Origin of the sequence: Halochromatium glycolicum (genome assembly GCF_016584085.1) — a bacterium.
GTDB classification, from domain to species: Bacteria; Pseudomonadota; Gammaproteobacteria; order Chromatiales; family Chromatiaceae; genus Lamprobacter; species Lamprobacter glycolicus.
This window is the reverse complement of record NZ_NRSJ01000038.1, coordinates 1-18,307: the sequence shown is the minus strand read 5'-3', so window position 1 is coordinate 18,307 and position 18,307 is coordinate 1. Positions and strand designations below refer to the sequence as shown.

Below are 18,307 nucleotides of genomic sequence, written 5' to 3'. Positions count from 1 at the left end.
CGGGGTGGCACCATGCCATGAGCGTTGGACCGGCCGCCCTCAGTACAGGCTGCTCAGCATCTTGGCCCGATAGCGCGTTACCAGCTCGCCGCTGCCGCCGAGCAGGTCGAAGATCGCGAGCATGCCCTTGCGGGCCGCGTCGTCGCCGTATTGACGGTCGCGCCGCAGCAGCGTCAGCAGGTTCTCGAGGGCCGATTCGAGGTCATCAGCGAGCACCTGGCGCGCAGCCAACTGGTAGCGCGCCTCGCTGTTGTTCGGGTCCTCGGCCAGGATCGCGGTCAGCGCCTCCGTCGGTGGCGCCTCGGCGGCTGCAGCGCTGAATGCGAGCCGGCCGCGGAGTGCCGCCAGCTCGGGGTCATCGGCGAGGTCGAGCGGCGTGCGCTCGAGCATCGCCAATGCACCATCGGCATCGCCTTCTGCGGCCTTTAGCTGGACCTGCGCGACGAACAGGCGGTTGTTGTCGGGGTCCTCGCGCTCGGCACGCTCGATCAGCGCTGCGGCGCCGCTGAGATCACCCCCGGCCATCGCGTCCCGCGCCTGGTCCAGCAGGCGGTCCGAGGCGCGGCTGATATGCCGGGCGAGGAATTCTCGGATCTGCCCCTCGGGCAGGGCACCCATGAACTGATCGATGGGCTGGCCGTCCTTGTACAACTGCACCGTTGGCAGGCTGCGGATGCCGGCCTGTGCGGCGAGTGCTTGCTCGGCCTCGGTGTCGACCTTCGCGAGCAGGAGCTGGCCTTTGAATTCGTCGGCGAGCCGCGACAGGATGGGCATCAGCTGTCGGCAAGGCGCGCACCAGTCGGCCCAGAAGTCCACGAGCACCGGCCGCTCGAACGAGCCCTGGATGACCACGGACTCGAAGTCGGCGGCGGTAACGGTCGCGATATGAGGAGAGTCTGTCATGCGCGGTTCCCTTGTTGGTGAGTTGCGCGGAGGTTTCAAGTTTGGCGCTTGTTCTCCGGTTGGAAAATAATTGGGGCTTCACCTTCAATCAAGCTAGTGGGCCCTGACCTAGGTTGAGCAGTGCGCTCGCGACGCAGCGTTCACCGGCTGCACTGATGTTTGGGGTCGTTTACAGGAGGAATGCCCATGTCAAATCCAATCCATGTCGTCTGTCCGCACTGCGATGCGGTCAATCGGCTTCCGGCCGAGCGTCTTGTCGAGGGCGGGCACTGCGGACAGTGCCATCGTCCACTGTTCGATGGCCGCCCCATCGCGCTGAATCAGGCACGTTTCGACCGTCACACCGCGCGCAGCGATCTGCCGTTAGTGGTCGATTTCTGGGCGTCGTGGTGCGGCCCCTGCCAGATGATGGCGCCTGCGTTCGAGGCCGCAGCGGGGCAGCTGGAGCCGCGTGCCCGGCTCGCGAAGGTCAATACCGAGGAGGAGCAGGGGCTGGCGATGCGCTTCGGGATTCGCAGCATCCCGACCATCGCGATCTTCGCTGGCGGCCAGGAACGCGCCCGTCAAGCTGGTGCGATGGATACCAACGGGATCGTGCGCTGGGTCACCTCCCAACTCTAATGCCAACGGTTGGGTTTTGTTGTAAACCATCCCTGTTGGCACTCCGGTCTTGCGCTGTAGGCTCCGACACCGCCTTTCGCTGCAGCCGCTGCCGCGAAGGGACTGCTAAGGGGCTGTTGTGTTGGGGGCTGCAGCCCGGTACTGGGACTCCGTCAGAACCGATTGGGGCTCGCGTCGATCGGGGAGTTGGATGCGGCCTCGACTCCTGCTCCGCGATTGCGGCGCAGCGCTCGGTAACGCTCGCGGATCTCGAGCAGGCTGCGTGTGGGCTCATGTCGTCTCGCGGGTGTTAGGAATGACTCCAGCTTGCGTGCCAGCTTCATCGTGTTGCGCTCCTGCAGGATTGCCAGCACGCCATCACTGATCAGCGTCTGCAGCATCAGCTCCTTACCAGTCTTCGCGCTGATGTTCTCGGCGATAGGCGTAAGCACGAAATTGCCCAGCAAGATGCCATAGAGCGTCGATGTGAGCGCGATCGGGGTGGTGCTCAGGATGACGTCGGGATCACCGATCCCGGCTAGCATGCCGATCAGCCCGACGACTGATCCAGCCACGCCGAACGCGGGCGCGAGCTGCGCCATATAGCGGAACAGTTTTTCGTGCCGGGCGCGGCGCTGGCGGAAATAGTGCATTTCGGTCGCCAGGATGTCGCGGACCTCGTTCGCCTTGTAGCCGTCCACGAGCATGCCAAGGGCCGAGCGCAGGAAGCTGACCGTCGTCTGCTCCTCGATCTGCTCAAGGGCCATGATGCCCTGTTGGCGAGAGCGCACCGCAATGTCGAGCAGCAGATCGATGATCTCATGGTCGGACGGGGGGTTGCGGACGTAGCTATTGCGTGCGACCAAGATGGCCGTCCGTATGTCGTTGGCCGGGTAGCTGAGGAAGGTTGCCCCCAGTGTCCCAGAGACGACGATGACGAAGGCGATCGCATTCAAGAACAGCCCTGCAGCATCGGTCAGCAGGAAACTGCTTGCGAACAGGGTGACGAAGAGGGCGACGGCGAGGTAGTTCAGTCGGCTCATTCTGTCGTCTGTTTGGGCTCCTGTTTGGGCTCCTGTTTGGGCTCCTGTTTGGGCTCCTGTTTGGGCTCCTGTTTGGGCTCCTGTTTGGGCTCCATGGTGTCGCGCGTAACAATGATCTCCACGCGGCGGTTGAGCGCTCGGTTGGCGTCGCTGGTGTTGGCGACCGCCGGGGCGTATTCGCCGCGGCCCATCACCGTGAAGCGTTGTGGGTCAATGTCGGCGGTGTCAATCAGGTAGCGGGTAACGCGCGCGGCGCGCGCCGCTGAGAGCTCCCAATTACTCGGGAAGACCTCGGTATCAACGGGATGATCGTCGGTGTGCCCGATGACCTGGATAGCATAGGGGGTTTGCGCGATGACACCGGCAAGCCGTTCAAGAAATTCTTGCACTTGCGGCCGCAGCACAGCCTCGCCAAGCTCGAAGAACACCGGTCCCTGTACACTGACCTTAACCGAATCATCTTCCAACAGCACGATCTCGACATTGTCGATGCGCGTCTCGCGGACAGCGTCCTGGCTGCGCTCGAAGATATCGACCTGCATCAGCGGCTCGAAGCTGGGGTACTCCATTAGAGGTCTGATAGGTGGGGACGGCAGCGGCTGCGGTTTGATCCCCTCGGGCTGGGTTGACTCAGCATTGCGTTCTTTCTGCTCTCTCTGGAGGGCCTCCTGCTGCTGGAGGGCCTCCTTTTGGCGCTCGGCGCTCTCCACCAAACGTTGATTCTCGCGCATCTGCAGTGTCACCAGGACCGCGAAGAGCACGAACATCACCATCATGAGGTCCCCCCACGGGATCGACCAGTGCGTGTTCTTCTCCCCGCCGAATAGGCCTAGCGTCTCGGATTCCCTGTGAAGCCCCCTGTTTCTCTCCCCTGATGACGTTTCATCGACTCGTGATTCGACCGAGAGGGGAGCGTCATCAGCTCCTTGTGCGCGCTCGGGTCGCGTGGGCGGAGGCGGGTAAACATTGGCTTCCCCCAGAGAAATGTCCGTTTGGTAGCGAGTTGGCATGAATCTGATATGGACGCTAATCGCGACAGCGTGAGCTTTCCGTGGTGGCGCCTGAACTTGAGCTGCGTAAGACCCGATTTTGTCAAGTCGTTGCGCTGTGCCTCCTGAGGCTCTGTGAGACGGTGCTCGAGTGAGCCGTTGTTGACTCGGCATCCGGGCCATCCGTGAGCGCCCTAGGGTGCCATCTCTTTCTGGTTTGGAGCGCGATTGCATCCAGGTGACTGGGTCTTGGACACCCGATCGGCACTCGGGTCAACGAGGCCCGCACGTTTTCATGCCAGGCGCCGGACGATCGAAACCCTTTTGCCTGGGCATCTTTCAGGTATCGGACAAGCGGGTTCCAGAGTCAACAGGTTCCGCGTCGGGTCAGCGTGCTTGCGCATCGTGCTGGATGGTGCTGCATTGCAACACTGTTGATGGACAGTCCCTGAGGGTTTCGCTAACATCCACGCCGTTTTACACCGCGACCGCGCGGGTCCGCGAGCGCTCGGCGGGGCTGAGCGGGCGAGGTCCCGCAGGGGTACGCTTACGGACTGGCTGGTTATTCTCGGCGTCGAGTCGACCTTGGCTTGAAGGTCGAGCACAGCTGGGTCGTCTAGCCGCAGAGGTCCGATGCGGACCGGGCCTCATCGATTGCTAACCGCGTTTCGGAGCACGATCCGCACCACCGATTGCCTCGGAGACTGTGTTGACGATTCCAGCGATCCTCGTCCTGCAAGACGGCTCGGTCTTTCGTGGGATGTCTATCGGCGCCCGCGGCCAAAGTGTCGGCGAGGTCGTCTTCAATACGGCGATGACCGGCTATCAGGAGATCTTGACCGATCCCTCATACCGACGGCAGCTCGTCACGCTGACCTATCCGCACATCGGGAACACCGGTGTGAACGATGAGGACGAGGAGTCGACGGCGGTTCAGGCCGCCGGATTGATCATCCGCGACCTGCCCATCGTGGCGAGTAATTTTCGGCGACGGGAGACCCTGAGCGAGTACCTCGAACGGCATCAGGTCGTCGGCATCGCCGACATCGATACGCGCCGGCTGACGCGGCTGCTGCGCGAGAAGGGGGCTCAGAATGGCTGCCTGATCGCCGGTGAAGAGGCCGATGAGCAGGCGGCGCTCGCGGCCGCGGCTGCGTTCCCGGGGCTCAAGGGGATGGACCTGGCGCGGGAGGCCGGGGTTAGCAGCCCGTATCGCTGGACGCAGGGGACCTGGAGCCTTGCCGGCGGGTTGCCTGAGCCATCGTCGTGGGATGACAACCGGCTGTCGCGCCATGTCGTCGCCTTTGACTATGGGATCAAACGCAACATCCTGCGATTGCTCGTGGATCATGGCTGCCGGGTCACGGTGGTGCCCCCGCAGACGCCTGTCTCGGAGGTGCTCGCGTTGGAGCCGGACGGGATCTTCTTGAGCAATGGACCGGGCGACCCGGAGCCCTGCGATTACGCGATTGCGGCGATCCGTGAGCTGCTCTCGCTCGACATGCCGTTGTTCGGCATCTGTCTCGGGCACCAGCTGCTCGGGTTGGCCACTGGGGCGCAGAGCGTCAAGATGAAGTTCGGACATCACGGTGCGAATCATCCGGTGCAGGATCTGGCGACCGCCCGGGTGATGATCAGCAGCCAGAATCATGGCTTCGCGATCGATGAGCAGAGCCTGCCGGAGGAGGTCGAGGCGACGCATCGCTCGCTATTCGATGGGTCACTGCAGGGTTTGCGGCACCGGACGCATCCAGCCTTCAGCTTCCAGGGACATCCGGAAGCGAGCCCAGGACCGCACGATGTAGCGCCCTTGTTCGCACAGTTCACCGCGATGATGGATGCGTGCGCCGAGCGTTCCGGACAGCCTGTTTGAGCGGTCGATTCAGTAGACGCCGACGGCTAGCAGGCGGAGCCGAGCCCATCCTTCAATCTTGGCGGTGGCGCAGTGGCGAGGGCCGCACGAGCCGGCGGGTGGGGGCAGCCCCGCGCCGCGGTCGCTGGAGGGTCCTGCCGAAGGCCGTTATCGCGTTGGCCGGCCCTCACCCCGTCCCCTAGGCCGGGGTCAGATCAGGCCGACCGCACAACACCTAATCACGCGTCTTCTGGACGCGACAACCGACTCAGAACCGCGGAAACGCTTCTAGGCCATGCCCAAGCGCACAGATATCGATAGCATCTTGATCATCGGCGCCGGACCGATCGTGATCGGGCAGGCCTGTGAGTTCGACTACTCGGGCGCCCAGGCCTGCAAGGCGCTGCGCGAGGAAGGGTTCCGGGTGATCCTGGTGAATTCGAACCCGGCGACCATCATGACCGACCCGGAGATGGCCGACGCAACCTATATCGAGCCGATCAACTGGCGCGTGGTCGAGCGCATCATCGCGCACGAGCGCCCGGACGCGCTGCTGCCGACCATGGGCGGGCAGACCGCGCTCAACTGCGCGCTCGACCTAGTCAGTGAGGGGGTGCTCGAGCAATACGGCGTCGAGCTCATCGGCGCATCGCGCGAGGCGATCGATAAGGCCGAGGACCGTGATCTGTTCCGTCAGGCGATGCGGCGCATCGGACTCGACATGCCGCGCTCGGCGATGGCGCACAGCCTCGAAGAGGCGTTCCAGGTTCAGGCGCAGATCGGCTTCCCGACCATCATCCGGCCCTCGTTCACGATGGGCGGCAGCGGCGGCGGCGTCGCCTACAACAACGAGGAGTTCGAGGAGATCTGCCAGCGCGGGCTTGATCTCTCGCCGGTCAACGAGCTGCTGATCGAGGAGTCGGCGCTTGGCTGGAAGGAATTCGAGATGGAGGTGGTGCGCGACCATGATGACAACTGCATCATCATCTGCTCGATCGAGAACCTCGACCCGATGGGCGTGCATACGGGGGACTCGATCACCGTCGCCCCGGCGCAGACCCTGACCGACAAGGAATACCAGCGCATGCGCGACGCCTCGCTCGCGGTGCTGCGCGAGATCGGCGTCGACACCGGCGGCTCCAATGTCCAGTTTGCGATCCATCCCAACGATGGGCGGATGATCATCATCGAGATGAACCCGCGCGTCTCCCGCTCATCGGCACTGGCGTCGAAGGCGACTGGTTTCCCGATCGCGAAGGTCGCCGCGAAGCTTGCGGTCGGCTACACCCTCGACGAGCTGCGCAACGAGATCACCGGTGGTGCGACGCCGGCCTCATTTGAGCCGAGCATCGACTACGTCGTCACCAAGATCCCGCGGTTCGCGTTCGAGAAGTTCCCGCTCGCCGATGCCCATCTGACCACGCAGATGAAGTCGGTCGGTGAGGTGATGGCGATCGGCCGGACCTTCCAGGAGTCGCTGCAGAAGGCGCTGCGCGGGCTCGAGACCGATAAGGACGGGCTGAACGAGATCCTGAACCTGTCCGAGCCGCAGGCGATGAGCCGCCTGCGCACCGAGCTGCGCCAGCCCGGCGCTGAGCGCATCTTCTATCTGGCTGACGCGCTGCGCGCTGGCGTGACGGTCGATGAGGCTCAAGAGCTGACCGGGATCGACCCCTGGTTCCTCGCCCAGATCGATGCGCTGGTCGCGATCGAGCACGAGGTCAAGGTGCAGGGGCTCGATGCGCTCGATGCCGATCGGCTGCGCTGGCTCAAGCGCCGCGGGTTCTCGGATCGGCGTCTTGCGACCTTGACCGGGCAGAGCGAAGAAGCGATCCGCGAGCGTCGCCGCGGTCTTGGTGTGCGACCGGTGTTCAAACGGGTCGATACCTGTGCAGCCGAGTTCGCGACCAGCACCGCCTATATGTACTCGACCTATGAGGAGGAGTGCGAGGCGGTACCGACCGATGCGAAGAAGATCATGGTCCTCGGCGGGGGGCCGAACCGGATCGGCCAGGGGATCGAGTTCGACTATTGCTGCGTGCATGCGGCGCTGTCGCTGCGTGACGACGGCTTCGAGACCATCATGGTCAACTGCAACCCGGAGACGGTCTCGACCGACTACGACACCTCGGACCGGCTCTACTTCGAGCCGCTGACGGTCGAGGATGTGCTCGCGATCGCCGAGACCGAGCGTCCCTATGGCGTGATCGTCCAGTATGGGGGCCAGACGCCGCTCAAGCTTGCGCGCGATCTCGAGGCGGCCGGCGTGCCGATCATCGGCACCTCGCCCGACAGCATCGATCACGCCGAGGATCGCGAGCGCTTTCAACGCCTGATCAACCAGCTCGACCTGAAACAGCCGCCGAATGCGACGGCCCGCAGCGAGAGCGAGGCGGTCGAGCGTGCGGCCGAGATCGGTTATCCGCTGGTGGTGCGGCCTTCATACGTGCTCGGCGGTCGGGCAATGGAATTGGTCTATGACGAGACCGATCTGCGCCGCTACATCCGCAGTGCGGTCAGCGTCTCGCATACAGCGCCGGTGCTGCTGGACCGGTTCCTCGAGGATGCGATCGAGGTCGATGTCGATGCGGTCTGCGACGGCGAGAGCGTGCTGATTGGCGGCATCATGGAGCATATCGAGCAGGCCGGGGTCCATTCGGGGGATTCGGCCTGCTCGCTGCCGCCCTATACGCTGAGCGCGGCACTGCAGGACCGGATGCGACAGCAGATGACCCAGCTCGGACTCGCGCTGGGTGTGCGTGGCCTGATGAACGCCCAGTTTGCGATCAAGGGTGATGAGATCTTCGTGCTCGAGGTCAATCCGCGTGCCTCGCGCACGGTGCCGTTCGTTTCCAAGGCAGTCGGTGTGCCCTTGGCCAAGGTCGGCGCGCGCTGTATGGCGGGCCGCTCGCTGGCCGATCAGGGTGTCCTGGGCGGTGTCGCTCCGAGCCGCTACTGCGTCAAGGAGGCGGTATTCCCCTTCGTCAAGTTCCCGGGCGTCGACACCCTCCTGGGTCCGGAGATGAAGTCGACCGGCGAGGTGATGGGGATCGGACGGACCTTCGCCGAGGCCTTCGGCAAGGCGGTGGAAGGCGCCGGTATGGCGCTGCCGCGGCCGGGCAAGGCGCTGCTGAGCATTCGAGATGCCGACAAGACGCGTATGATCGAGGTAGCCCGTAAGTTGCGGGGACTCGGTTTCACCCTCTATGGGACCCATGGCACCGCGCGGGCCGTGCAGGAGGCCGGGATGGATTGCATCGGCGTCAACAAGGTCAAGGAAGGACGGCCGCACATCGTCGACATGATCAAGAACGGTGAGGTCCGCTTCATCGTCAACACCACCGAGGGCGCCGAGGCGATTGCCGACTCGGCAGCGATCCGGCGTGCGGCGCTCCAGCACAAGGTCAGCTACACGACCACGATCGCCGGCGCCGAGGCGACTTGCCTGGCGCTGGAAGAAGGCGATCTGCTCGAGATTACGCGGTTACAGGCTCTTTACTGAGTGCCCGCTCGCAGGTAGTCTCAGCCTGTCGTTCCGCCCCGTTTGACGGGGTACCCCCGCATCATTTCGCTATTCCGCTGGTGTTCCGAGGCCATCGAGTGCAGCCAGCGGGGCTGGTCCGTTCCGTGGGCGGCTCCAGTGATTCTCGAGCCGATGTTCTAGCGCGAGTGCCATCCCGACCTCTCCAGGGTGTAGACGGGGCGGTTCGGCATTGCATGCCGATTGAAGTATCGAGTGGGCGTCGCGACAAGCACGTCCAACAGCATGAGGATTTCCGCATGAATAGAGTCCCGCTTACCGCAAGAGGCGCAGATCAGCTGCGCGAAGAGCTGGAGCGGCTCAAGCGCGTTGAGCGCCCACGCATCATCGAGGCGATCGCCGAGGCCCGCGCTCATGGCGACCTGAAGGAGAACGCTGAGTATCACGCGGCGCGCGAGCAGCAGGGCTTCGTCGAGGGCCGCATCAAAGAGATCGAGAGCAAGCTCTCCAATGCCGAGATCATCGATGTCACCAAGCTCAATGCCGGGGGCCGGGTGGTGTTCGGTGCGACCGTCGATGTGCTCGAGATCGATAAGGACGAGGAACATACCTTTGTGATCGTCGGTGACGACGAGGCTGATATCAAGCAGGGCAAGGTCTCGGTGAGCTCGCCGATCGCGCGCGGCCTGATCGGTAAGAGCGAAGGCGATACGGCATTGGTCGATGCTCCCGGCGGACGGCGAGAGTTCGAGATCCTAGAAGTGCGTTACGAATAACGCGGTTCTTGGATCGCGCCAGGCTGCGCTGAACGAACCTGCATCGATTGGCCTGTCTGATGTTGGTGGAGAGCGGCGCTCCGGTCACGATCCGGGGTGGATGAGGAGAACGCGGAGGGAGTCGCCGCATCCGCGACCGGCTCGTGCGTCGGGCGGGTCTGGGTGCTGGCGTGGGCAGAGCGCTGAAAAGGTCCGCTTGCGGCCATTACCCGCGCCCCCTTAGCATGGCGCGCTTTGATGCCTGCTCGTGTCCGCGGAGCCTAACCCCATGCCGTTCGACCACCAACAGCCCCCCCTCGTCTTCGGTGAGGCCCTCTTCGACTGCTTTCCCGATGGCGCCGAGGTGCTCGGCGGGGCGCCGTTCAACGTCGCATGGCATTTGGCCGCGTTCGGATTGGAGCCAGTATTCTTGAGCCGGATTGGCGAGGACGAGCTTGGTGAGCGGATCGATGCGGCGATGCGCGAGCGTGGGCTCTCGATGCTCGGTCTGCAACGGGACCCGGAACATCCGACCGGTACCGTGAAGGTGTCGTTGTCAGGCGGCGAGCCGAGCTACGAGATCGTCGCCGATCGGGCCTACGATCACATCGATGCGGCCGCGCTGCCACCGTTGCCGGAACAGGCGCTGCTCTACCACGGCAGTCTGGCGCTCCGCAACGGTGTCTCGGCCGATGCGTTGCGGGCATTACGCGGGCGCCTGGACCCGGCTGTGTTCATGGATGTGAATCTGCGTGATCCCTGGTGGCAGAAGGACCAGCTCAGCGCGCTGCTGGAGGGGGCGACCTGGGTCAAATTGAATGCGGACGAGCTGGCGTTGCTGACACCGGATGGTGACGACATCGAGAGTCAGGCTCAGCGGTTGCGCGAGCGATATGAGCTCGAGACCCTGTTCGTCACCCTCGGCGCGCGCGGGGCATTTGCGCTGAGTGCCGACGGGACGCTGGAGCGCGTCCAACCGGCCGGAAGCATCGAGGTGGTCGATGCGGTCGGGGCCGGCGATGGGTTTGCGTCGGTGCTGATCCTCGGGCTGATGAAGCGCTGGCCGATCCGAGAGGCCCTGGAACGCGCCCAGGCGTTTGCGTCGGCCATCGTCGGTCAGCGCGGCGCAACCGTCCGTGACGACGGTTTCTATCAACCGTTCTTCGAGGCTTGGGGCCTCGATGGGGCGGCGTGAGGCGCACATCGATGCAAACCGAGGTGCCTAACGCGCGCATCCCGGCCCTGGCGGCCTTCCTTGCCGAGCATCGGAGCACCGCACATCGGGTGATGCACCACCTGATCGGACTGCAGCGGCCGTTCCTGCTCAAGAGCGACCTCCATGACGCCGTCGACGAGCTCTCTCGGGATGACCAGGAGATCGCTGATACCGCGCTCGGGCGAGCCTTGTATCAGGCCCAGGAGGCTGCGATCGACGCGTCCTGGGTGTACCTAGCGCTGCGGCGGCGTGTCGCGAAGTGGGACTATCTGCGTATCCATCTGGAGACGATGGACCTAAACGAGGTCAGCGTCTCCGAGTTCTTGCGCTTCAAGGAGCACCTGGCAACCGGGGGCTATGATGACCCCTTCGGCCTCGAGATCGATCTGCAGCCGTTCTACCGCGAGCAGCAGAAGCTCAGCGAGGAGGGCTCGATCGGGCGCGGCGTCGAGTTCCTGAACCGGCGCCTCTCGAGCCGGCTGTTCGACGAGCTCGGTAAAGGCGATCAGCGCCTGCTCGGCTTCCTGAGCATGCACAGCTACCGCGGTCATCAGCTGATGCTGAATGAGGCGATCGGCAGCGTCGCCGAGCTGCGCAACGGGTTGCGCCAGGCGATGATCCCGCTGCGGCGGCGAGCGAGTCACACCCCTTACAGCGAGCTTGCGAACGAGCTGCGCAGCTTCGGCTTCGAGGCTGGCTGGGGCAACGATGCCGCACGGATTCGCGAGACCATGGGCCTGCTGCTGGATATCCTCGAGGCGCCCTCGCCGCGGTCGCTGGAGGCCTTCCTGAGCCGGGTGCCGATGATCTTCGCGATCGCGATAGTCTCACCCCATGGCTGGTTCGGTCAGTCCAATGTGCTTGGACGCCCGGACACCGGCGGTCAGGTGGTCTACATCCTCGACCAGGTCCGGGCGGTGGAGCGCGAGATGCACCGACGCCTGGCCGAGCAGGGGATCGATATCGAGCCGCGCGTCGTGGTGCTGACCCGGCTGATCCCCGAGGCCGAGGGCACCATGTGTAATGAGCGCCTGGAGCCCATCGCCGGTACCCGCAATGCGGTGATCCTGCGCGTGCCGTTCCGCAACGAGGCTGGAGAGGTCCTGCCGCATTGGGTCTCGCGGTTTCGCATCTGGCCCTATCTCGAGCGCTTTGCCCTCGACGCCGAGCGCGAGCTGCTGGCCGAGCTTGGCGGGCGGCCGGACCTGATCATCGGCAACTATTCCGATGGCAATCTGGTCGCCTCGTTGCTCTCACAGCGCCTCGACGTCAGCCAGTGCAACATCGCCCATGCGCTGGAGAAGACCAAGTACCTGTTCTCGGACCTGTACTGGCGTGATAACGAGGAGCATTATCACTTCTCGGCGCAATTCACCGCCGACCTGATCGCGATGAACACCGCCGACTTCGTGATCACCAGCACCTATCAGGAGATCGCCGGCACAGACGACAGCGTCGGTCAGTACGAGAGCTATACCCACTTCACGATGCCGGGTCTCTACCGCGTCGTCTCCGGCCTCGATGTCTATGACCCGAAGTTCAACATCGTCTCGCCTGGGGCGGACGAAGAGATCTATTTCCCCTATACCGAGCCTGAGCGCAGACTCGGTCACCTGCAGCCGGAGATCGACCAGCTGATCTACGGTGGTCCTCGCGCCGGCGAGTCTCGCGGGGTGCTGGCCGAGCGTGAACGCCCGTTGCTGTTCACGATGGCGCGGCTCGATCGGATCAAGAATATCAGTGGGCTGATCGAATGGTATGGCCGAAGCCCGGAGCTGCGCGAGCAGGTGAACCTGCTGGTGGTCGCTGGCCATGTCGATCCGCAGCGCTCTGGAGACGATGAAGAGCGTGAGCAGATCCACCGTGTGCATACGCTGTTCGATGCGCATCAACTCGATGGGCAGGTGCGGTGGCTCGGCATCCACCTGGAGAAGCCGCTGGCGGGCGAGCTCTATCGGACCATCGCCGATCGGCGTGGAGTCTTCGTCCAGCCGGCGCTGTTCGAGGCCTTCGGCTTGACGGTGATCGAGGCGATGAGCTGCGGCCTCCCGGTCTTTGCGACCCGCTATGGTGGGCCGCTCGAGATCATCGAGGACGGGATCTCGGGGTTTCATATCGACCCCAATCACGGGGAAGCCGCAACCGCGCTGATCGCCGAGTTCTTTCGTCAATGCGATGATGATCCAAGGCACTGGGATGCGCTCTCCGACGGTGCCCTGGCGCGGGTCGAGGAACGCTACACCTGGCGCCGCTATGCAGAGCGGATGATGACCCTGTCACGGGTCTATGGGTTTTGGAAGTTCGTGACCAATCTCGAGCGTAAGGAGACGATGCGCTATCTGGGGATGTTCTACGGTCTTCAGTATCGGCCGCTCGCGAGGGCGGTGCCGGGATGATCATCAGCCGCCGGGTGCGAATGCGATGTCGAGCCTGATCCTGCTTCGACGGCCCGGGAACGACTGGCCGCTGCTGGTTGCCGCGAATCGAGACGAGCGGGTCTCGCGGCCTGCAAGACCGCCGGGCCGACACTGGCCCGAATGGCCCGAGGTCGTGGCCGGGCTGGACGAGGGCGGTCACGGCTCTTGGCTCGGAATCAATGACCACGGGCTAGTGGCCGCTGTGCTGGATCGGCCGGACAGTCTCGGCCCCCATCCGGAGCGTCGCAGCCGGGGCGAGCTGGTGCTCGAGGCCCTGGATCACGCCGAGGCCCAGGAGACAGCGGGAGCGCTGGCCGATCTGCACCCGGATGCCTATGCCCCATTCAATCTGATCATCGCCGATCCGCGTCGAGCCTATTGGCTGCGTCACGGGGGCGATGGTGAGATACGGGTCCATCCGATCGCCGATGGGCTGCATATGATCGCTTCGACCGAGCTCGATGATCTGGCACATCCTCGGGTCGGGCGCTTCCTACCGCAGTTTCGCAACGCGGTGGCGCCGACATTCGCCGACGATGCGCAGCTGGCTGCATTCGCAGAGTGGATCGCGCTGCTCCAATCGCGCGATGGCGGTGGTGACGCCTCAGCGGCGATGAACCTGCGGTTGGACCTCGATGGAGCGGTCCTTGCGACCGTCTCTTCAAGCCTCATCGCAATGCCTGCCTATCCGGGATTCGAGCGCCGAGCGCGCTGGTGGCATGCCGAGGGCGCGCCGGATGAGGTGCCGTTCGTCGAGATCGAGACCTGACTTTCGAGACACCTGCTACGGCCTAGCATTCAGCAGCGTGTGCAGGCTAGGCCGGCATTTTGATAGGGCGTCTAAGGGCACCCGAGCGCGCTCGGGCGAATGGCAAGCGAAAGGTCCGGGCTGTGAATCAACTCAACAATGCTACGGAGATCCCATGACGCGCAGAGACCACCGCCGGAACGGCTGGCTTGCCGTATCCTTTATCGTCTGCCTCGGAACAACCGGTCTGGCAGCCGCCGCCGAAGAACAGGCACCCAGCCGCCTCGAGCTGATCTGTCGTGAGCAGCCGATGCGCGCGGTGAGCTTCGGCGAGCCGGGTGAGGTCAGCTACGGCGAGCAGCCACCGCAGGAGGCCGAGCCGGTGATGCTGACTGTCACCAAGACCGCACCCGGTGAGGACTTCCATTTCGATTACGCTAGCATTGAGGCGGGCCGGCCTTATCTCGCCGTTGAGGAGGCGATCTGGATCAGCGGCAAGCAGATCGAGGCCCAGGAGGGCCGCTTCAAGATCAACCTTGACAACCTGGTGATGACGCTCACCGAGACCGATCCCGATGGCAGCGCCCGCTTTCGCCGCTTCCAGTGCGAGGAGGAAGGCGCATCGCAGTAGCGTGGCGGGGCGGCCACCGGACTCCGTCGCGATCGCGCGCACCCTGTGACATCGGGCGCAAGCGTTAAGGCGATTTCTGTCAAAGCTCATACCGCCTTGCTGGTCTTTTCGCTCGCCTTCTTCGTCGCGCCGCCGGTCACATAGCCCGGCTATGCTCCCGGCGACGCTCCTCGAAGGCAAACGAACATCCTGCGCAATTCGGTACGAGCTTTTCCGGCAATCGCCTAAGAACGTTGTACTTCGGGCCTGTTGGGGCAATCGAGCATCATAGCGCTTGCGCTCGGATCGCCGTCACGGTCGCGAATGTGCCGTCGATCTCCCAGTCGATATTCAGCGCATAGAGCTTAAGCGAGAACTGGCGGCGTTCCGGGTAACGGTCCATATAGCCCGGGCGCGGGTCCTGGGCGATCACCTGCTCGATCAGCTCGGCGAGGCGCCGCCGGCCGTCGGGGTCATGCTCGGCAATCCCGTGCCGCGCCTGCTCGCTGAATCGCACCTCGAAGCGGGAGCCGGGCGGTTTCTGAGCGAAGCCGCCGGCGGCGTCGGCGATCGCATCGGCATAGGGCACATAGGGCTTGATATCAAGGATCGGCGTGCCGTCGAGCAGATCAGCCCCCGCCACGCGCAGATACAGGTGTTTCCCATTGCGCTCGAGGCCCTGCTGCGCCACCGCCGAGATCCCGATCGGATTGGGCCGATACGGCGAGCGGCTCGCGAAGACGCCGACCTTGTCCCGGCCGCCGAGCCGCGGCGGGCGCACCTGGGGCTTCCAGCCCGCGTCGAGGCAGTCGTCGTGGAACACGAAGACCAGCCAGACGTGCGAGAAGCCTTCGAGTCCGTCGAAGGCCTCTTCGCGGGCATAGGGCGGCAGCAGCTCGATGCGCGCCTCGGCGGCGGTGATCAAGCGCGGTTGGCGCGGGATGCCGAACTTGTCGGTGTAGGGCGAGCGGCAGAGGCCGATGGGATCGAACTTAAGGGGCATGAGACAGGCATCCTGGGCGAGCCTGGCATCGGAGATCGCAAGCGCTGGTGCCTCTCCGGAAAGCCAGCGGTTTCGGCCTCGGACGATCCCCAGTCGCCGAATGATCAACGCGGGCGGAGAAAGTCTTCCTGGGAGACATCGGCCTGTTTCAGGATCGCTCGGAGCGTGCCTTCCGGCATGTCGCCAGGATGATTGGGGATCGTCGTATAGCGTTGTGTTTCGGAGTTGAACCAGATCTCATGGCTTCCGGCTGCTTGCCGGTCGAACTGGAAACCGAGGCGTTTCAATCGCCGAACGATGTCCCGATAGCGAAAACCCGAGAGTCTCCCCATCAGCCACCGACAACCAGAGGGATATCCAAGGATTCTCCTATAGGGGTGAGCTTGAGGGTGTTCGAGCGCTCGCCCTGGGCTTCCAAGAGTCCTCTTGCGACATCACGTGCGATCTCCAAGGTCTCGGTGAGCGTTCGCCCCTGAGCAACCAAGCCGGGGATGTCGTCGGAGGTCGCCAGGTAGACGCCCTCAGGGAGTTTTTCGATGTGCAGCTGTGCGATCTGTTCCAATCTCGGCTCCGAATCCGCAGGGGTCGTTCACTGGCGCGGCTCGATTATGGCACGGCGTCGCGCTGGCGGAAGCTGACCGGGAGGTCGCGTATCATCGAGGCTTGCTCACTGCGATCCTTGCCTGGAGTCTGATCGATGCGCATGCTGCGCGGCGCGCCCGCCCTGTCCGATTTCCGTCTGTCCAAACTCGAGGCGCGCCTGCGCGCGGCTGGCGTGCCGCCCTGTCGGCTGTCGGCCACCTTCGTCCATTTCGTGGACCTTGCGCGCGCGCTCGATGCCGACGAGGAAGCGGTGCTGGAGCGGCTGCTGCGCTATGGGCCGGCGACGCCCCCGGAGGCGGCTGGCTCGTCTGCCGCGGTGACCACCGCCGGCGCGACGCTGCTGGTCATTCCGCGCCCCGGCACGATCTCGCCCTGGTCGTCGAAGGCGACCGATATCGCCCAGCATTGTGGCTTGGACGCCGTGCGCCGGCTCGAGCGCGGCACGCTGTTCAGCCTGCGCCCGGAGACAGGCGCTGCGCGCGACATGGCGGGGGTCGACGCCGCCGTACTCGATGACGGTGAGCTCGGTGACCATGGGCTCGATGAGAGTCGGCTCGACACCGGGTGGCTCAAGCTTGCAGCAGCCCTGCTGCATGACCGCATGACCGAGGTGGTGCTGCGCGATCCGGCCGCCGCCGAGCGGCTGTTCGATCAGGCCGAGCCGCAGCCGATGCGGGTCATCCCGTTATTGCGCGACGGCCAGGTGGCACTCGAGCAGGCCAATCGCGCGCTCGGCCTCGCGCTCTCGCCCGACGAGATCGCCTATCTCGCCGAGAGCTTCGGTTCGCTCAAGCGCGATCCGAGCGATGTTGAGCTGATGATGTTCGCTCAGGCCAACTCCGAGCACTGCCGGCACAAGATCTTCAACGCCGACTGGATCATCGACGGTGAGCGCCAATCCGAGTCGCTGTTCGCGATGATCCGCCGCAGCACCGCCGCGGCGCCCGCGGGCGTGCTCTCGGCCTATCGCGACAACGCTGCGGTGATCGAGGGCTGGCCGGCGCAGCGCTTCGCGGTCTCGGCCGAGGATCAGGTCTATCGCGCGAGCGACGAGCCGCTGCATATCCTGTTCAAGGTCGAGACCCACAACCATCCGACCGCGATCGCGCCCGACCCGGGCGCGGCGACCGGCTCCGGCGGCGAGATCCGCGACGAGGGCGCGACCGGACGCGGCGCCAAGCCCAAGGCCGGCCTGTGCGGCTTCTCGGTCTCGAACCTGCGCCTCCCGGGCGCCGAGCTGCCCTGGGAGCGCGACTGGGGCAAGCCGGCGCGGATCTGCTCGGCGCTCGAGATCATGCGCGACGGGCCGATCGGTGCCGCCGCGTTCAACAACGAGTTCGGCCGGCCCTGTCTCGCCGGCTACTTCCGCACCTTCGAGCAGCCGGTCCCGCGCGCCGGCGGTGGCGTCGAGCTGCGCGGCTACCACAAGCCGATCATGCTCGCCGGCGGCGCCGGCGCGGTGCGTGCCGAGCACGTCGAGAAGGGCGGCTTCCCGGCCGGGGCGCCGTTGGTCGTGCTCGGCGGTCCGGCGATGCTGATCGGCCTCGGCGGCGGCGCGGCCTCGAGCATGACCAGCGGCGCCAGCGCCGAGGACCTGGATTTTGCGTCGGTGCAGCGTGCCAACCCGGAGATGCAGCGCCGCTGTCAGGAGGTCATCGACCGCTGCAACGCGCGCGGCGGCGAGAGCCCGATCCTGTTCATCCACGATGTCGGCGCCGGCGGGCTATCCAATGCGCTGCCGGAGCTGGTGCACGACGGCGGGCGCGGCGGACGCTTCGAGCTGCGGCGGGTGCCGAACGCCGATCCGGGCATGTCGCCGATGGCGATCTGGTGCAACGAGGCGCAGGAGCGCTATGTGCTGGCGCTCGATCCGCAGCGCCAGGCCGAGTTCGAGGCGATCTGCGCACGCGAGCGCTGCCCCTATGCGCTCGTCGGCACGGCGACCGATGACGAACGGCTGGTGCTCGAGGACGCCCAATTCGGCACGGTCCCGATCGATATGCCGCTGTCCCTGCTGCTCGGCAAGCCGCCGCAGATGCTGCGCGATGTGGTCTCGGTGGCGCCGGTCGGGGACCGGCTCGCGACCG

General features: G+C 64.9%; 15 protein-coding genes. 9 read left to right on the top strand and 6 right to left on the bottom strand.

All coding sequences use genetic code 11. The features are described from left to right. Window positions 1-39: 39 nt before the first annotated feature. On the bottom strand, window positions 40-903 hold the full coding sequence (gene trxA, locus CKO40_RS17500; protein ID WP_200347741.1) for a thioredoxin: 864 nt from the start codon (window positions 901-903) through the stop codon (window positions 40-42). Window positions 904-1,089: 186 nt separating this feature from the next. Between trxA and trxC the strand changes: the two genes are divergently transcribed. Next, window positions 1,090-1,524: a thioredoxin TrxC gene (trxC, locus tag CKO40_RS17495; RefSeq protein WP_200347740.1), complete on the top strand. Its 435-nt coding sequence runs from the start codon at window positions 1,090-1,092 to the stop codon at window positions 1,522-1,524. A 152-nt stretch (window positions 1,525-1,676) separates the two neighbouring features. Here trxC and CKO40_RS17490 read toward each other — a convergent pair whose 3' ends face one another. Continuing rightward, window positions 1,677-2,546 carry a motility protein A gene (locus CKO40_RS17490; RefSeq protein ID WP_200347739.1) on the bottom strand — a complete coding sequence of 290 codons (870 nt, stop codon included), beginning with the start codon at window positions 2,544-2,546 and terminating at the stop codon, window positions 1,677-1,679. After that, entirely contained in the window at window positions 2,543-3,556 is a 1,014-nt protein-coding gene (locus CKO40_RS17485) for an OmpA/MotB family protein (RefSeq protein WP_200347738.1), read from the bottom strand. Before CKO40_RS17485 ends, CKO40_RS17490 begins: the two co-directional genes overlap by 4 nt. 688 nt (window positions 3,557-4,244) lie before the next feature. Here CKO40_RS17485 and carA point away from each other — a divergent pair. The 7 genes from carA (at window position 4,245) to CKO40_RS17450 (ending at window position 14,635) form a co-directional block, all read left to right on the top strand. Then, window positions 4,245-5,408 carry a glutamine-hydrolyzing carbamoyl-phosphate synthase small subunit gene (gene carA, locus CKO40_RS17480; protein WP_207173705.1) on the top strand — a complete coding sequence of 388 codons (1,164 nt, stop codon included), beginning with the start codon at window positions 4,245-4,247 and terminating at the stop codon, window positions 5,406-5,408. Window positions 5,409-5,682: 274 nt separating this feature from the next. Beyond that, window positions 5,683-8,889, top strand: coding sequence for a carbamoyl-phosphate synthase large subunit (gene carB, locus CKO40_RS17475; protein ID WP_200347736.1), 3,207 nt, complete (start codon window positions 5,683-5,685; stop codon window positions 8,887-8,889). Window positions 8,890-9,167: 278 nt separating this feature from the next. Beyond that, window positions 9,168-9,644, top strand: coding sequence for a transcription elongation factor GreA (gene greA, locus CKO40_RS17470; RefSeq protein ID WP_200347735.1), 477 nt, complete (start codon window positions 9,168-9,170; stop codon window positions 9,642-9,644). 268 nt (window positions 9,645-9,912) lie between these two features. Continuing rightward, entirely contained in the window at window positions 9,913-10,818 is a 906-nt protein-coding gene (locus tag CKO40_RS17465) for a carbohydrate kinase family protein (protein ID WP_200347734.1), read from the top strand. Window positions 10,819-10,829: 11 nt separating this feature from the next. Continuing rightward, complete coding sequence (locus CKO40_RS17460; RefSeq protein ID WP_200347733.1) at window positions 10,830-13,235, top strand: sucrose synthase; 2,406 nt, start codon at window positions 10,830-10,832, stop codon at window positions 13,233-13,235. Between the two features lie 25 nt (window positions 13,236-13,260). Continuing rightward, complete coding sequence (locus CKO40_RS17455) at window positions 13,261-14,025, top strand: NRDE family protein (protein WP_200347732.1); 765 nt, start codon at window positions 13,261-13,263, stop codon at window positions 14,023-14,025. 154 nt (window positions 14,026-14,179) lie between these two features. Beyond that, window positions 14,180-14,635 (top strand): hypothetical protein, encoded by a 456-nt coding sequence (locus CKO40_RS17450; RefSeq protein WP_200347731.1) that lies wholly within the window; start codon window positions 14,180-14,182, stop codon window positions 14,633-14,635. A 265-nt stretch (window positions 14,636-14,900) separates the two neighbouring features. Here CKO40_RS17450 and tsaA read toward each other — a convergent pair whose 3' ends face one another. From tsaA to CKO40_RS17435, 3 genes are all read right to left on the bottom strand, one after another. Then, window positions 14,901-15,617, bottom strand: a complete 717-nt coding sequence (gene tsaA, locus CKO40_RS17445; protein ID WP_200347730.1) for a tRNA (N6-threonylcarbamoyladenosine(37)-N6)-methyltransferase TrmO — start codon at window positions 15,615-15,617, stop codon at window positions 14,901-14,903. Between the two features lie 104 nt (window positions 15,618-15,721). Beyond that, complete coding sequence (locus tag CKO40_RS17440; RefSeq protein ID WP_200347729.1) at window positions 15,722-15,949, bottom strand: type II toxin-antitoxin system HicA family toxin; 228 nt, start codon at window positions 15,947-15,949, stop codon at window positions 15,722-15,724. Next, window positions 15,949-16,179: a type II toxin-antitoxin system HicB family antitoxin gene (locus CKO40_RS17435; protein WP_200347728.1), complete on the bottom strand. Its 231-nt coding sequence runs from the start codon at window positions 16,177-16,179 to the stop codon at window positions 15,949-15,951. The genes CKO40_RS17440 and CKO40_RS17435 overlap by 1 nt, the downstream gene beginning before the upstream one ends. 135 nt (window positions 16,180-16,314) lie before the next feature. Between CKO40_RS17435 and purL the strand changes: the two genes are divergently transcribed. Further along, window positions 16,315-18,307, top strand: a 1,993-nt coding sequence (purL, locus tag CKO40_RS17430; RefSeq protein WP_200347727.1) for a phosphoribosylformylglycinamidine synthase, incomplete at its 3' end; no start/stop codon positions are given.

Excerpts from the sequence above, each read along its gene's own strand:
- trxA (WP_200347741.1), bottom strand. The coding sequence starts at position 903 with ATGACAGACTCTCCTCATATCGCGACCGTTACCGCCGCCGACTTCGAG.
- trxC (WP_200347740.1), top strand. The coding sequence starts at position 1,090 with ATGTCAAATCCAATCCATGTCGTCTGTCCGCACTGCGATGCGGTCAAT.
- CKO40_RS17490 (WP_200347739.1), bottom strand. The coding sequence starts at position 2,546 with ATGAGCCGACTGAACTACCTCGCCGTCGCCCTCTTCGTCACCCTGTTC.
- CKO40_RS17485 (WP_200347738.1), bottom strand. The coding sequence starts at position 3,556 with ATGCCAACTCGCTACCAAACGGACATTTCTCTGGGGGAAGCCAATGTT.
- carB (WP_200347736.1), top strand. The coding sequence starts at position 5,683 with ATGCCCAAGCGCACAGATATCGATAGCATCTTGATCATCGGCGCCGGA.
- greA (WP_200347735.1), top strand. The coding sequence starts at position 9,168 with ATGAATAGAGTCCCGCTTACCGCAAGAGGCGCAGATCAGCTGCGCGAA.
- CKO40_RS17465 (WP_200347734.1), top strand. The coding sequence starts at position 9,913 with ATGCCGTTCGACCACCAACAGCCCCCCCTCGTCTTCGGTGAGGCCCTC.
- CKO40_RS17460 (WP_200347733.1), top strand. The coding sequence starts at position 10,830 with ATGCAAACCGAGGTGCCTAACGCGCGCATCCCGGCCCTGGCGGCCTTC.
- CKO40_RS17455 (WP_200347732.1), top strand. The coding sequence starts at position 13,261 with ATGTCGAGCCTGATCCTGCTTCGACGGCCCGGGAACGACTGGCCGCTG.
- CKO40_RS17450 (WP_200347731.1), top strand. The coding sequence starts at position 14,180 with ATGACGCGCAGAGACCACCGCCGGAACGGCTGGCTTGCCGTATCCTTT.
- tsaA (WP_200347730.1), bottom strand. The coding sequence starts at position 15,617 with ATGCCCCTTAAGTTCGATCCCATCGGCCTCTGCCGCTCGCCCTACACC.
- CKO40_RS17440 (WP_200347729.1), bottom strand. The coding sequence starts at position 15,949 with ATGGGGAGACTCTCGGGTTTTCGCTATCGGGACATCGTTCGGCGATTG.